Origin of the sequence: Dolichospermum circinale AWQC310F, from assembly GCF_000426925.1 — a bacterium.
Classification (GTDB): domain Bacteria; phylum Cyanobacteriota; class Cyanobacteriia; order Cyanobacteriales; family Nostocaceae; genus Dolichospermum; species Dolichospermum circinale.
Genome location: NZ_KE384664.1, coordinates 88,208 through 103,171, shown reverse-complemented (window position 1 = coordinate 103,171; position 14,964 = coordinate 88,208). Strand labels below are relative to the sequence as shown.

Here is a 14,964-nt window from a genome sequence, read left to right as displayed (position 1 = left end):
TTGACAAGGTTTACTCTTTTTTAAAGAAATGAATTCTAGATGATTTAAATTTGCTAGTTCCAAAATGCCAAACCCTCACTATCATATAAAAGTAATTTTGCAATCTTGTCTAATTTTAAACAAGAACTTACAGCAAATTTCAGGTAAATGAACCACGGTTTTTGTTTCGCGCAATCTCTCTTAGAGATCCCGAAGGGTAGGCGCAAAGTAAGGAAGGCGCAAAGGAAGAAGAAGGTAATCAAAGTCTGGTTTAAATCGCCGAAAACTGCTGTAAAGTAAGACTTAAAGCAATTTACTGTATTCTAAAGCATGACGGTAAGATGTTGGTCTTTCTTCCCGGTTCTTCTAAAGTTTTTAATCATGGAAAAACCAAGGATTTTTAACCTGCGTAGGCAGGTTTTACCTGTGTAGACGCGGTTTCTAACCGCCCAGATATTAGGTAGTGACTATAAGAGTTTTTTATGTGAAAATTGATCAAAGTATTTTAGGAGTTAGAAAAAATGGCTTGGGTCCGAGGTGATCAATTACAAAATGGAAGATATACCATTGAGAGAGAGCTAAAAACAGGACGTTTTGGCGTTAATTATATTGCTAAAAATAGACAGGATGATCTTCTGCTGCTAAAAACTTTAGATGTTAATTCACTTACATCTCTTAGTGAATCAGATAAGGAACGCTTAGAAACTATGTTTATGAAAGAAGCGGTAAAACTTATCCGTTGTCAACATGAACATATTGTCAAATTTTACGAAGCTTTTAAAGAAGCAGGTTATTCATGTTTAGTAATTGAATATATTCCAGGAGAAACTTTAGATAAACTAGGAAAAATTTCTCCAGAACAAGCATTAATTTATATTCAACAAATTGGCGCGGCTTTAACAATTGTACATCAACATAATCTAATTCATGGAGATGTACAGCCAGAAAATATTATTTTACGTGCGGGAAAATCTGAAGCTGTATTAATTGATTTTGATTTAGTTTTAGATTTTGATCATGAATTAACGACGCGACGAGTTAAAGAAAGTGACGAAAGTTTTGCATCTCTTGAACTTTGCACTAGAAATACTAAACCAACCGCAGCCAGTGATATTTATTCCTTAGCTGCAACTTTTTATTATGCTATAACTGGTCAACTTCCTGAAACTGCTTTAAAACGTAAAATTGACAATAAGCGTTTAATACCACCGCAAGAGCTTATTTCTGGTATCAGCAATGAATTAAATCTAGCAATTCTTAAAGGAATGGAATTAGAAGCCAAAAACAGACCAGAATCAATAGAATTATGGCTAAAACTATTAAATAGCAATTCTTACAATACCAATGCAGAAAGTCAAAATGCCAATGCAGAAGGTCAAAATACTAATGCAGCAAGTCACACTAATAACGGAAGGGAAAACAAACCTTCTGTAAATTGGGATAAAAGAATGCAGATTTTAACATTAGTTATAACTGCAATTGCAGCTTTTGGGGGTTTACTTCAAGGTATAGCTAGTTGGAACGATAAAACAACGCCACCTTCCAATCCTACTTCTACCAAAAAATAAACAGTTTTTAATAAAAAAATAGCTTTTTTTAATTTAATAAAATACAAAGTTATCTGTGTTCATCTGCGTTTATCTGCGTTTAATTCTTTTTTGTATTTTACTTAAATAAGAATTGCTGTAAGTTGCTACTAAAAATTAGTATTAATTTAGATTTTTAGATTAAAACTTTTAGATAGTAGTGTGAAAATAAATATTCAAAATCAGAGGTATTTATGACTTGGACAGTAGGAAAAAAATTACAAAATGGTAAATATGTAATTCAGCAAATTCTTGGACAAGGAGGATTTGGAATTACTTACCAAGCATTACAAGTTAATTTAAATCGATCAGTTGTCATTAAAACACCTAATAAATATTTGCAAAACGATCCAGAGTATGACAAATATATAGAAAAATTTATTGCAGAAGGACAACTATTAGCACGTTTGTCTAAAGATCCTCATCCTCATATTGTTGGAATAATTGAATTATTTCAGGAAAGTAATATTTATTGTCTAGTTATGGAATTTATATCAGGAGAAAATTTGTTTCAAATAGTTAAGCGTAAAGGAGCATTACCAGAAGCAGAAATCATAACTTATATTTGCCAAATTGGCGCAGCTTTAATGATGATACATGAAGCGGGTTTAGTGCATAGAGATGCTCACCCTGGAAATATTATGATCAAAGATAATGGTAAAGCAGTTTTAATTGATTTTGGCATTGCTAAACAAATAATTCCTGCAACTCAGAGTTCAACAGATAAATCAGCCCATGAAAGATTTGCTCCTTATGAACAGAGATATAAAGGAAGTAGAGATCCACGAGTAGATATTTACTGTTTAGCTGCTAGTCTTTATTATGGAGTAACTGGTCAAAGCCCGATAAATTCTTTAGCTCGTAAACTTGATGATGAGTTATTAATTGCACCACAGGAAATTATTGTCACTATCAGCAACGAATTAAACCAAGCAATTCTTAAAGGTATGGCATTAGAAGCAAAAAATAGACCAGAATCAATGCAAGTATGGCTAAAAATGTTAAATTACAATTTTTCAACTCAAAATGCAGAACAAAACAGTGTTAATCCAGAAATAATAATTGTTTCTGAATTAAAAAACATTAATAATGTAGAAAAAAACAATATTAATGTAGAACCAAACATTGTTAATGTAAAAGAAGAAAATCCAACAGTAACAGTTCCATTTTTAGTTGAAGACAGTTATGAACAAGAAGTTATAGATGATGTAATTAATTTACCTAAACAAGTTCCTGCCAATAAACCAATTGAAAATACTTTTTGGATTTTCTTAGTCAGTTATTTACTATTTTATGGATTAATAGGCTATTACTTAGCAGCTACTTATAGTCAATTTTGGATTGTGGCTATGGTTATAGTGGGGGCTATGGCTGTAGCTTGGTGGTTAGCCGCGTGGATAGTAGGGGGGGCTGTACCTTTAGTAAGAGCTATACTGGAAGCTGCACCTGCGGCTAGGGCTGTTGTCGGAGTTGTGACTAAACTTTGGTCTGTTTTATCTAGGGCTTGGCCAGTATATGCGTTAGTGGCTGTGGCTGTACTAGTCTCTATTCGTTGGGCTGTAGTGATAGCTATAGTGGTTGCTGTGGTGGTTGCTGTGGTGGTTGCTGTACTTGTAGCGGGGAGTTATGAAGATAAATTAGAGGAATTTTTTAACGAATTACATACTTTTGTAATTTTAGCTGGTATTTCCAATATTAGTTTAGGTTTAGGATGGGTAGTATACCGACTTTTGAAGTAGTATTTTTGGTTAAAGTTTCATCATTTTCATAGACTATAAACTTTGCTTTAGTGGTCTGGAGATTATATAATTTAGGATATTTGAAATAAAGCTAAAAATGTACATTCCCAAACCAAACGAGGTTGAGCATAACAAAGTAAATGTTTCCGAGTTTTTTCTAACTGTTGAATAATTTTTGGTTCATATATTTGTTGCCAATAATATTGTTGTAAATAATCAATTAACCATAATTGTGCTTCTGTATCTAATTCTTTATCAATTTTCTTCCCTAATTCTAAAGCGTGACGATAAGATGTTGGTCTTTTTTTCACCTGTTCCATAAATTCGCTAGGAATATTTTGCAATTGTTGGTAAGATGAAATCGCATTTCCTGGACTACCTGCGGCTATATTTAAAACTTCTGGATGTTGCAAAATCTCTGTATTTCCTGTTTGCGTCAATACCTGCTTCATAGCAGCATTATCTAAACGATAAAAAGGAATTTTCTGACAACGAGATACTAAAGTTGGTAACACAGATTCCGGGGAAGGTGCAATTAAAATTAATGTCGCTTTTCCCGGTTCTTCTAAAGTTTTTAATAACGCATTTGCCGCAGATTCTGCCATGGTTTCTGCTTGTTCTAATACTATCACATTTCTCGCTGATTCCAATGGTGGACGAGCCAGAAATTGGGTAATTTCTCGAATTTGTTCTAACCGAATTATTGGTGGTGCTTTGCGTTTAACTCCTTTTTGTGCTGCTTCGAGTGGAGTAAATCTTTGTCCTTGATATTGATAAGTTGGTTCTACCCACAATAAAGCTGGATGATTTCTTTGTTTAATTCGATGTTGTAAAATCGGAATTTGATCAGGTTTTACAAAACTAGAAAAAAGTAATTCTATAAAACACAGTGCTGCTAAACTTCTACCCACACCATCAGCACCTACAAACATATAAGCAGGTGCAACTCGGTTCTGTTTAACGGACTGGGTTAGTAATTCTACTGCTTGTTGTTGTCCGATTAATGACGAAAACATAATTATGAAAACAGGCGTTTCTGTAAAATCTTTTGTATATTTTGCTGCACAGTTTCTTGACTGTCACTGCCATCTACTCGCACAATTCGGGATGGATAGGATACATATAAATACGTATATCCTCTTTGTACTCGACGATGAAAAGCAATTGTTTCCTGTTCAATGCGATCTAATGTAGCTTGTCCACGTTTGCGCGATAAACCCACCTCCACATCTACGTCCAACCAAATAGTTATATCACTTGTTAAACCTCCAGTAGCAATCTGATTGAGATTATTAATTAGACTCATATCTAAACCCCTGCCATAACCTTGATAAGCAATGGTAGAATCAGTATAGCGATCGCATAAAATATATTTTCCCATAGCTAAATTCGGTTTTAATTCTTCTTCAATATGTTGCGCCCTATCAGCAGCATACAACAAAAGTTCCGTAATCTCACTTATCGGCTTATTCGCTGACTTTGACAATAATAACCCCCGTAAATCCTTCCCTAGCTCCGTTCCTCCCGGTTCACGAGTCAGCACCACTGACATATTTAAACTTTCTAGCCACTGAGAACAAAGGTGCATCTGAGTAGTTTTACCACAACCTTCTACCCCTTCAAAGACAATTAATTTACCATTCATGTTGTTAAATTTTGTAAATAACGACAATTTTTCACGCCAACCTACTGAGTGCAAAATTAATAATGATATCGGCAAGAAATAATAGTTACATAGACATCATCAACAGCATAAACCAAACGGTTTGTATCATCAATTCGACGTGACCAAAATCCGGCTAAATTTTCCTTGAGAGGATCTGGTTTACCAATACCCTCAAAAGGCATCCGCATCGTCTCTTCAATCAATTTATTGATTCTTTTGAGGGTCTTTTGATCTTGCCCTTGCCAGTAAAGATAATTACCCCAAGCCTCATCAGTCCAAGCCAACATTCTACTCATTTAACAAATCTCGCTGCACCACTTTCCCCTGCTTAAATTGAGCAATGGAACGTTCTAAATGGGCTGCATTTGCCGGAGACTTCAATAAATGCACAGTCTCCATGAGACTATTAAAAAACTCTAGGGACATCACCACCGTATCATCAGCATCCCGTCTAGTGATAATTGTATAGTCTGCATCTTCCGTCACCTGGTCTAAAACCGTTTTCAGACTATTTCTGGCCTCGCTAAAAGAGATAATTTTCATGGGCGGAGAACCTGTACTGTTTATTGTACAAGTATAGCGGGTTTGGGCGAATTTTACAATCCCCAGACGCGGATGTAGTATTTTGTCTTCCTAAAAGAGCCGCACCCATATATGATATTTATTGCCTCGAATAGTGTATAATCAAGAAAAACTTCACTAAAAACATATATATAATTATGAATACATTAGAAAAATTAGAACTGTTGAGTGAAAACTGTAGCGACAACACAGAATTAGATAGAATTATTGGACAACTTTTAAATGTAATTTTAACCCGTTATGGTCAAAAACTCGCTATTTATAACTTAGATATAGATAAATTTGAGAAAAAATATCAACTAGCTTCTGAACAATTTTTAGAACAATTTAACTCAGGAAATTTAGGAGATGAAATGGATTTTTTTGAGTGGTTCGGCTTATGTGAACTACGCAAAGATATTTTAAAAAAAATCCATAAATTAGAACAAGCTTTATGAAAAATGTTAGAAATGCTGATGACTATTTGGCATGGATAAAATCTGTAATTGCACTTTGTCCAGAAGTCGTAAATGTAACGATTATTCGAGAAGAATCACAAACTGATAAAGGACTATGGCGTTATCGTCTGACATTAAAAGATGGTAGCTTTTTAGAAATGTTTGAATTTTGGCAAATAGTATCAGGACAAGTAGAAATAATTAAATATAGTTTCCATTGGCAAACTGAAAATAGAGAACTAATAAAACGTTGGGATAACGCACCCCATCATCCTGAAATTTCAACCTATCCCCATCATTTACATGATGGTTATGAAGATTCCGTTTTTCCATATTTACCTGTTGATATTGAAGAAATTTTAAGACAAATTTCTGGACATATAAAATCTCAATTAAGTTAGTGCGATAGCGAAGGACGGCCTAGTAATCGCTTAAATTAGATCATTTCTGAGCAAATTTATGGCTAAAATTAAAGGCAAATTGCTAAAAGTTATAAATATCAAAAGTATTATTGATTTTATATAATTTAAGCTTATCATACAACCATGATAAAACTATAAATAGCATCTGGGATAAAACTAAGAGCATATTATCATAATATAATTGTGCAATCGCTCGTTTGGCACACAAACCCTAAATCTAGCCAGATTACCAGCTTGGACAATTGAAAATGGTATCATATATACTCGTTTTGCTTGATTACGCGCGAGGAAATAAGTGAAAGTTTTAGTTATCGGGAATGGGGGACGGGAACACGCTCTAGCGTGGAAATTGCTACAATCTGATCAAATTGAGCAAGTTGTCTGTGTACCAGGTAATGGGGGTACAGCAACTATGCAGGGTTGTCAAAACTTGTCCTTAGCGGTAGATGACTTTGCAGGTATCAGTAAATATGCGATCGCTAATAGTATTTCTTTAGTAGTTGTCGGTCCAGAAGTGCCTTTAGCTCAGGGAATTACCGATTATCTGCAAAATCAAGGCTTAATGGTATTTGGTCCAAACAAAGCCGGGGCGCAAATAGAAGCAAGTAAAGCCTGGGCTAAAGCATTAATGGCAGAAGCGGGAGTTCCTACGGCCAAAGCTGCGGTATTTACGGAAGCTGCCTCAGCAAAGGCATACATTCATGACCAAGGAGCGCCCATTGTGATTAAAGCCGATGGTTTAGCTGCTGGTAAAGGTGTCACAGTTGCCGAAAACATTGCCCAAGCTGAAGCAGCCATTGAGGCCATTTTTAAAGGACAGTTTGGTAGTGCTGGTAATTCTGTGGTAATTGAAGAATGTTTACTGGGACAAGAAGTATCTATTTTAGCTCTAACTGATGGTTTAACAATTCGGCCGTTGTTACCTGCTCAGGATCACAAGCGTGTCGGTGAAGGTGATACTGGAGACAATACTGGAGGTATGGGTGCTTATGCTCCTGCGCCCATTGCTACAGCGGAGTTAATGGCACGAGTGCAAACAGAGGTATTAGAAAGAACTATCTCCGCTTTACAAGCTAGGGGAATTGACTACCGAGGCGTTTTGTATGCGGGGTTAATGATTACACCAGATGGTGATTTTCGAGTTTTAGAATTTAACTGTCGGTTTGGTGATCCTGAAACCCAAGTAATTTTACCGTTACTGGAAACACCTTTAGAATATCTGATTCTAGCTTGTATAGAACAGCGCTTGGTAGATATGCCACCAATTGTTTGGAAACAGGGTGCAGCAGCGACAGTAGTGGCTGCTTCTGGCGGTTATCCGGGAGAATACCTCAAGGGTAAGGTAATTAATGGCTTAGTAGCAGCAGATACAGCCGGAGCGACCGTGTTTCATGCGGGGACAAAATTAAATGCAGACCAGGAAATTGTTACGGATGGCGGTAGAGTGTTAAATATAACTGGAATGGGTACGGATTTCGAGGAAGCTTTAGCTCAAGCTTATGCAGGTATTAAAGAAATTGAATTTGATCAAATGTATTATCGTCGGGATATTGGTTATCGGGTTTGTAACAGGTAAATAAGTTTCGTCTATGGGGACTTGATCACTTTTGGGTGGTCAGTCCAAATTTTCTTGTGATTGTATCCCAACTCGCGCCGCAAAGGGATAAAACTTTGTATGCTGAATCTATATAGTTGTTAATAATTATTGATTTAAAAAGGTGCAAGAAGATTTTCGCTTAATTGTTGATTTGGTTTCAGTGTTTGCTGTCGCAGCCTGCGGTGGTCTATTAGCAGCACTGTTAAAGCAACCTGTTTTACTAGGATATATCATCGGTGGTATGGTTGTCGGACCGACTGGACTGGGATTAATTAAGGAAATTGTCCAGGTGGAAACTTTAGCCCAGTTTGGGGTGGCTTTTTTGTTGTTTGCTTTGGGTGTGGAATTTTCTTTGACGGAACTCAAGAAAGTTAAGGCGATCGCTCTGGGAGGTGGTACTTTACAAATTATCCTCACTATTCTCGTCACCGTGTTGGTTTGTGGTGTTACGGGAGCTTGGGGAACTTTACCCGCTAAAGGTGTGTTTCTGGGTTCGATTTTGTCTTTGTCTTCCACTGCTGTAGTCCTCAAATGCCTCATGGAACGCAATGAAACGGAAACACCCCACGGACAGGTAATGTTGGGGATTCTTGTCGTCCAGGATTTGGCTCTAGGATTAATGTTAGCTGTATTACCTGCTCTTCATCAACCAGGAGAAGCTATTGGTGTGGCCGTGGTTATGGCTTTGGTGAAGATTGGTTTATTTGCGGCTGGCGCTTATGCGGCGGGAATTTGGTTAATTCCACGTTTATTAAGGTTATTAGCTGGTACGGAAAGTAAGGAGTTATTTTTATTAGGTGTGGTAACAATCTGTTTGGGAATTGCGCTCCTAACAGAATATTTAGGGTTATCCATTGAAATGGGCGCATTTGTCGCCGGTTTGATGATTTCTGAGGTAGAATATGCTGATGAAACTTTAACTATTGTTGAACCTTTACGGGATATATTTGCTAGTTTGTTTTTTGCAGCCATTGGGATGTTGATTGACCCGGTATTTTTGTGGCAAAATCTGGAATTAATTCTGGGATTAGTAGCTTTGGTTTTTGTGGGTAAGTTTTTAATTATTACTCCTTTAGTCAGGCTATTTCGCTACCCTTTAAAAACTGCTTTAATTGCTGGTTTGGGACTAGCTCAAATTGGGGAATTTTCCTTTGTTCTCGCTAGTGAAGGACAAGCTTTGGGTTTGGTTTCTCGGCGCATATATTTACTAATTTTGGGAACTACGGCTGTTACTTTAATGTTAACTCCCTTTGTCCTGCGATTATTACCTTTTTTATTCGATTTTGCGGAATCTATTCCTTGGCTTAAACCCTATTTAGTAAATGATCAAGCTCTTGATTTTTCGGCAGATTTACCACAGAAGAATCATGTGGTAGTTTGTGGTTATGGCCGCATTGGTCAGAATTTAGTGAAGTTATTACAGCAATATCAATTACCTGTGGTAGTTATTGACCAATCGGAAAGTCGTATTCAGCAGTTACGAGAAGCAGGTATACCCTATGTTTATGGTAATTCTGTCAGTCTTCATGTATTAGAAACCGCTGGCGTAAATCACGCTCAAGGTATGGCCATTGCTCTCCCAGACCCAGCAAGTATTCGACTATGTTTAAAACGGGCTTTGGAGCTATGTCCAGAATTAGATACAGTTGTCCGTGCTACTCAAGATAAAAATATTGAGGTTCTTTATCAATTGGGAGCAAAGGAAGTAATACAACCTGAATTTGAAGCTAGTTTAGAAATGGCAAATCATCTATTAATTGCTGTTGGTTTGTTGCCAGATTTGGTACAACAGAAAATCCAGGAAATTCGCCAAAATCATTATCTAGATTTACGTCCTGAACGTTCCCCTGCTGAAGTTTCTCAGTATTTACAAAAGGTGACTCGTGATCTGAATCGTCGTTGGTATGATTTACCAGCAAATTCTCCTTTGATTGGGATGAGCTTAGAAGAGGTGAATATGCGTTATTTAACTGGAGTCAGTTTAATGGCTATTCGTCGTGCTGATGGTGAAGAAATAGATTATCCTAATTATCAAACTACATTTCTTTTAGGCGATCGCTTGTTGGTGGTAGGATCAAACCAGGAACTTAATGCTTTAATTGCCTTTGCTGAAGGTAAAATCACTATTAAATAGCTAGAAAGAATGTTCAGGATAGAATAATTTACATAAGATTATCACTAATAATTATAATTATCCTGTAAATCTTCAAGTCCTGTCACTCCTGATATGGCTATACCACGCTATCAGACAAATAAAACAATTTTAACTCAGAAGTAATTCATAATTATCTGCCATTAACGGTTGATATTCTGGACTGGAAAAGGGGCGAAAATCATCATTACACAAAGCAGTGATATGACACAATAGACGAAACTGAAGGGGTGTAGGTGATAAATTGACACACTCTACTTCCAGTCTCACTAAACTAGGGTTTTTCCAAATCAGATCAAAGATTTCACTTCGTAAGTAACGCGGACAATAACCTACAATATGATGATCTTCTGTATTTAAAGTTAATGCTTTAGTATCATAAGGGTTTTGAAATTCATGAGCTAACCATAACTTTTCTCCTGGCACACAATTATTAATTCGCTCAATGGCACATTTTGGTAAATGTCGTAGTCCATGAGCAAAAAAGTATAATTGATATTGTCCTTCTGTATCTGGTTCTGGATATGGAAAAACAGCAAGATTATCTGTTTCTCTTTCTCCACCGCTACGGGCTAAAATTGCCAGGTGATCATCTTCTTGTTCTGGAATATTTAGCCATTTGAGAAAGTTAGCATAATCAGGACGTGAAGGAGACATCAAACGATTAGAGAAGACTGGAAATAAATGGATTGATGTATATACTTGTTCTAAATCAGGAAATGAGTATAAAGGTTGAAAATCGCAAATATTTTGGGCTTCTTTTGCACCTTGGGTATAAACAAATCGGTATTTTTTACCATCATAAGTTAATTTACCAATGGTAAACCATGAACGACTATGGGTATCTTGCCACGCTAGGAATAATGTTTGCAGTTTTTTCATGTTAATAATTCCTGGAAATTAAGTAATTTCTTTTGGTTTAAATCTAGAATATTTTGTACTTGAAATGTGGGATAGTTTGGCACAATGGGAGTGAGAATTTCATTGCCATGAATTAGTGTTATGCCCTTCGCTAAGAATGAAGGTGAAACTACACCATAATTCCCTTCCCAAGTCTCGGCTAGATAATAAATAGCATGGGGTAATCCTAAAAGCTTACATAATTCAGATGCAACTTTTTCTGCCCAATCCTGTCCTATCTCTTGTGATTTATTCTGTTTATATAAGCAATACCCAATTTCCTGATGCTTAAACCAAAACTTGGTATTAGTCCCTATGACCTCATTATTGGCAAGCTCATAATGCTCTTGCATAACAAAAATAACAGGAAATTCAGTATCTAATTCCATTAGATTCTCCTTTCACATCAGATCACTATGAGCATTTTACGCAACTAACTTTTTTTAAGATACTAAATTAATTACTCAGTGGTTTCATATAGGCGATCGCCTGTCTCCAAACGGTAATTTGCTCATTATTAGCATTAAAAACACTTATGCAATTGTGATCTTGCCAAAATACCCGACCTGTGATTAAATCACCAGTCATTAGTCTAAATTCGACTGTTATTTTTTCTTTAATCCAGTTCTGAACTTGACGAATGCTGGGTAGTCCTGTATCAAATTGATTAGTTGTCATATTATTGGTAATCGTTAAAATTATTACATCACTGACAATTGACAAATTACTGCATAAAATTAATTAATCTTCGACTTATCAAAAAACAACAAATGGCAATCGAATTTACTAAGTATCACGGACTCGGTAATGATTTTATTCTCATTGATAATCGTTCCTCATTGACACCAGTATTAACACCAGAGAAAGCCGTACAGTGGTGCGATCGCCATTTTGGCATCGGTGCAGATGGTGTTATTTTCGCCCTTCCTGGACAAAATGGCACTGACTACACTATGCGGATTTTTAACTCTGATGGTTCAGAACCAGAAATGTGTGGGAATGGGATTCGCTGTTTAGCGGTATTTTTGACAGAATTAGAGGGCATTAACCGTACTAAAGATAAATATAGTATTCATACCTTAGCAGGTGTGATTGTACCCCAACTCACAGATGATGGTCAAGTGAAAGTAGATATGGGTGAACCGCGATTATTAGCAGCGGAAATTCCTACTACTTTAGCATCTAGTGGGCCTCAAGTCATTAATCTTCCCTTAGAAGTAGCTGGGAAAACTTGGGATGTTACCTGTGTCAGCATGGGTAACCCTCATTGTATCACATTTGTAGAAGATGTGGCAGCAGTTAATTTAGAAAGCATTGGTCCGGAATTTGAAAATCATCCGGTATTTCCTAAAAAAACCAATACGGAATTTATTGAAGTCGTAAATCGCAACTACTTGAAAATGCGCGTTTGGGAACGGGGTGCAGGAATTACCCTCGCTTGTGGCACCGGTGCTTGTGCGTCCTTAGTAGCAGGGGTATTGAATGATAAATGCGATCGCACTGCTATGATTGAATTACCCGGTGGACCCCTGGAAATCGAATGGTCAGAAATTGACAATCGGATTTACATGACAGGACCTGCAGAACGGGTATTTACAGGCAAATATTAAATAAATTAAAATCAGCCTGTTTTGAGTTCTAAATAATATCAGCGATTGTCTACAGAATTATTGTAGGCGATCTGCTTACACCAGCTATATCTAAAAAGATAATTCTTGAAATAACTCTATCAAAGGAAGACTAAAATTAGGAATAACATTTTCTCCATCAAGGCTATCTTCCAATTGCAAAAGCTGTGATGGCTTAGGTTTGTGGTAAATCAATACACATTCTTCATCTGGTAATATCACCCAAGCTAAACGAGTTCCATTTTCAAAATACTCTACTAATTTATTATGAGTTTCTTCAAAGGTGTTATTAGGAGAAATAATTTCTACAGCTAAATCAGGAGCACCATCAAAAAAACCCTTGGGTAGTCGCTTTAAACCTTGTAACCTTTCTTTAGAAATAAAAGCAATATCAGGGGATCTTTTGTTACCAGTTTTCATTTTAAAAGCGGTGCTGGAATCACAAGTTATACCGAGCTTATGATCACGCACAAAGCCTGTTAAAAAATATCCCATAGTAAGAGCTAAGTAGCCGTGTTCTACACCTGAGTTTGCCACAATAATTAGCTCTCCATTCACATATTCATAAAGATTATTATTTTCCTGCAATAACATAAATTGCTCATCTGTCAAGGTCTGATGATTAGCTGAAGGCTGAATTAATTCTAAATTTGTGGTTGTAGTTTGGGTCATTAGATTTAACTCCACAGATGAAACTAATATCAATGATTATACAAAGTTTTCATCCTTTAATCCTGGATATCCTGATTCTGACTTCCTGGTACATTTTGTAGTAAAATTAGTGCTATTTAAGAGGAAAGTAAAAAAATGACCCGTGTGATCATCGTGCGTCATGGACAAAGTACCTACAATATAGAAAAACGTATTCAAGGGCGTACTGATGCGTCATCTTTAACCCCAAAGGGCTGTGATGATGCCAGTAAAGCAGGTAAAGCCCTCAGTAGTATTTCATTTCAAGCTATTTATAGTAGTCCCCTGCAACGCGCAAAATCAACAGCAGAAATTATCCGCAGTCAATTAGCTACACAAGCTCCTATAATTCAAATTGATGAACAATTGGTAGAAGTTGATTTACCACTTTGGGTAGGAATGACGACGAGTGAGGTCAAAGAACAGTTAACAGCAGATTACCGCACCTGGAAGGAACTTCCCCATGAATTTCGCATGGTTTTACAGGAAAATTCCGAAACTAGAGAACATTTCCCAGTTTTAGCTTTATATACCCAAGCTAAACAATTTTGGCAAGAGATTCTTCCCCAACATCAAGGTGAAACTATTCTCATTGTTGGTCATAATGGGATTAATCGCGCCTTAATTAGCACTGCTTTGGGTATTTCCCCCAGTCGTTACCATTGTTTACAACAGTCTAACTGCGGAATTAGTGTTTTAAATTTTGCTGGTGGTTTGGGTGAACCAGTACAGTTAGAATCTATGAATCAAACCCAACATCTGGGTGAAACTTTCCCTTCTTTGCGTCCCGGTCATCAAGGGGTAAGATTATTGTTGGTGCGTCATGGTGAAACTGAATGGAATCGTCAAGGTAAGTTTCAAGGACAAATTGATATTCCCCTCAATGATAATGGCAGAAATCAAGCCGCAAAAGCCGCAGAATTTCTCAAAGATGTGAATATTGATTTTGCAGTTAGTAGCACTATGTCCCGTCCCAAGGAAACGGCGGAAATTATCTTAAAATATCATCCTAGTTTAAACTTGCAACTGTTTGCCGGTTTAAGAGAAATTAGTCATGGACTGTGGGAAGGTAAATTTGAATCGGAAATTGAACAGGAATTTCCCGGAGAATTAGAAAGGTGGCGCACAATACCCGCAGAAGTACAGATGCCAGAAGGAGAAAACCTAGAACAGGTAAGAGAACGCAGTGTTAGTGATTGGAATACGATAATTAAAACCGCCGAATCTCAGCAATTACAACTAGGTTTGGTGGTCGCTCATGATGCCACTAATAAAACTTTATTGTGCCATATTCTTGGTTTATCAGGAGAAAATTTCTGGAATTTCCGTCAAGGTAATGGTGCTGTGAGTGTGATTGATTATCCTGCTGGTAGTCAAGGTTATCCGGTTCTGCAAGCAATGAATATTACTGGACATTTAAGTAATAGTGTACTGGATAAAACTGCCGCTGGAGCGTTATAATTTGCGCTTGATAATTTGCTAGGTTGTTGGGGTAATTGATGAATTACCCTGACTCGTACTTTTCATTGATCTAGCTGTGCATAGATTTTAGGATTTACACAGGAGTTAGGAAAGAATAAACTATG

16 protein-coding genes are annotated in these 14,964 nt (G+C 36.7%); 8 read left to right on the top strand and 8 right to left on the bottom strand.

The window, feature by feature from the left end:
- Window positions 1-500: 500 nt before the first annotated feature.
- Both ACIR310F_RS0102550 and ACIR310F_RS0102545 read left to right on the top strand, forming a co-directional pair.
- Window positions 501-1,547 (top strand): serine/threonine protein kinase, encoded by a 1,047-nt coding sequence (locus ACIR310F_RS0102550; RefSeq protein ID WP_028082468.1) that lies wholly within the window; start codon window positions 501-503, stop codon window positions 1,545-1,547.
- A 212-nt stretch (window positions 1,548-1,759) separates the two neighbouring features.
- Window positions 1,760-3,304, top strand: a complete 1,545-nt coding sequence (locus tag ACIR310F_RS0102545) for a protein kinase domain-containing protein (protein ID WP_028082467.1) — start codon at window positions 1,760-1,762, stop codon at window positions 3,302-3,304.
- 71 nt (window positions 3,305-3,375) lie between these two features.
- Here the strand turns inward: ACIR310F_RS0102545 and ACIR310F_RS0102540 are convergent, their stop codons facing one another.
- From ACIR310F_RS0102540 to ACIR310F_RS0102525, 4 genes are read right to left on the bottom strand one after another with little or no spacing between them, the layout of a single operon-like run.
- Window positions 3,376-4,320, bottom strand: coding sequence for a DNA polymerase III subunit delta' (locus ACIR310F_RS0102540; protein WP_028082466.1), 945 nt, complete (start codon window positions 4,318-4,320; stop codon window positions 3,376-3,378).
- A gap of 2 nt (window positions 4,321-4,322) precedes the next feature.
- A complete protein-coding gene (tmk, locus tag ACIR310F_RS0102535; protein ID WP_028082465.1) occupies window positions 4,323-4,949 on the bottom strand; it encodes a dTMP kinase in 627 nt (208 codons plus the stop codon).
- A 56-nt stretch (window positions 4,950-5,005) separates the two neighbouring features.
- Window positions 5,006-5,266 carry a Txe/YoeB family addiction module toxin gene (locus tag ACIR310F_RS0102530; RefSeq protein ID WP_028082464.1) on the bottom strand — a complete coding sequence of 87 codons (261 nt, stop codon included), beginning with the start codon at window positions 5,264-5,266 and terminating at the stop codon, window positions 5,006-5,008.
- The gene (locus ACIR310F_RS0102525; protein ID WP_027401523.1) at window positions 5,259-5,513 is read right to left on the bottom strand and encodes a type II toxin-antitoxin system Phd/YefM family antitoxin; all 255 of its coding nucleotides are present in this window, start codon (window positions 5,511-5,513) and stop codon (window positions 5,259-5,261) included. The genes ACIR310F_RS0102530 and ACIR310F_RS0102525 overlap by 8 nt, the downstream gene beginning before the upstream one ends.
- 176 nt (window positions 5,514-5,689) lie before the next feature.
- Here ACIR310F_RS0102525 and ACIR310F_RS0102520 point away from each other — a divergent pair, with 176 nt between their 5' ends.
- From ACIR310F_RS0102520 to ACIR310F_RS21340, 4 genes are all read left to right on the top strand, one after another.
- Entirely contained in the window at window positions 5,690-5,989 is a 300-nt protein-coding gene (locus tag ACIR310F_RS0102520; protein ID WP_028082463.1) for a hypothetical protein, read from the top strand.
- Complete coding sequence (locus ACIR310F_RS0102515) at window positions 5,986-6,390, top strand: toxin-antitoxin system TumE family protein (RefSeq protein WP_028082462.1); 405 nt, start codon at window positions 5,986-5,988, stop codon at window positions 6,388-6,390. The genes ACIR310F_RS0102520 and ACIR310F_RS0102515 overlap by 4 nt, the downstream gene beginning before the upstream one ends.
- A gap of 316 nt (window positions 6,391-6,706) precedes the next feature.
- Window positions 6,707-7,987, top strand: coding sequence for a phosphoribosylamine--glycine ligase (gene purD / locus ACIR310F_RS0102510; RefSeq protein ID WP_028082461.1), 1,281 nt, complete (start codon window positions 6,707-6,709; stop codon window positions 7,985-7,987).
- Between the two features lie 142 nt (window positions 7,988-8,129).
- Entirely contained in the window at window positions 8,130-10,142 is a 2,013-nt protein-coding gene (locus ACIR310F_RS21340) for a cation:proton antiporter domain-containing protein (protein ID WP_071604777.1), read from the top strand.
- Window positions 10,143-10,271: 129 nt separating this feature from the next.
- Here the strand turns inward: ACIR310F_RS21340 and ACIR310F_RS0102500 are convergent, their stop codons facing one another.
- The 3 genes from ACIR310F_RS0102500 to ACIR310F_RS0102490 all read right to left on the bottom strand — a co-directional run bounded on the left by ACIR310F_RS0102500 (window position 10,272) and on the right by ACIR310F_RS0102490 (window position 11,738).
- A complete protein-coding gene (locus tag ACIR310F_RS0102500) occupies window positions 10,272-11,042 on the bottom strand; it encodes an HIRAN domain-containing protein (RefSeq protein ID WP_028082460.1) in 771 nt (256 codons plus the stop codon).
- A complete protein-coding gene (locus ACIR310F_RS0102495) occupies window positions 11,039-11,449 on the bottom strand; it encodes a hypothetical protein (protein WP_028082459.1) in 411 nt (136 codons plus the stop codon). The genes ACIR310F_RS0102500 and ACIR310F_RS0102495 overlap by 4 nt, the downstream gene beginning before the upstream one ends.
- Before the next feature lie 67 nt (window positions 11,450-11,516).
- Window positions 11,517-11,738 (bottom strand): Hfq-related RNA-binding protein, encoded by a 222-nt coding sequence (locus ACIR310F_RS0102490; protein ID WP_028082458.1) that lies wholly within the window; start codon window positions 11,736-11,738, stop codon window positions 11,517-11,519.
- 92 nt (window positions 11,739-11,830) lie between these two features.
- Here ACIR310F_RS0102490 and dapF point away from each other — a divergent pair, with 92 nt between their 5' ends.
- A complete protein-coding gene (gene dapF / locus ACIR310F_RS0102485) occupies window positions 11,831-12,670 on the top strand; it encodes a diaminopimelate epimerase (protein WP_028082457.1) in 840 nt (279 codons plus the stop codon).
- A gap of 90 nt (window positions 12,671-12,760) precedes the next feature.
- Here the strand turns inward: dapF and ACIR310F_RS0102480 are convergent, their stop codons facing one another.
- Window positions 12,761-13,360 (bottom strand): Uma2 family endonuclease, encoded by a 600-nt coding sequence (locus ACIR310F_RS0102480; protein WP_196803150.1) that lies wholly within the window; start codon window positions 13,358-13,360, stop codon window positions 12,761-12,763.
- Between the two features lie 135 nt (window positions 13,361-13,495).
- Between ACIR310F_RS0102480 and ACIR310F_RS0102475 the strand changes: the two genes are divergently transcribed.
- Entirely contained in the window at window positions 13,496-14,839 is a 1,344-nt protein-coding gene (locus ACIR310F_RS0102475; RefSeq protein ID WP_028082455.1) for a histidine phosphatase family protein, read from the top strand.
- Window positions 14,840-14,964 lie beyond the last annotated feature (125 nt).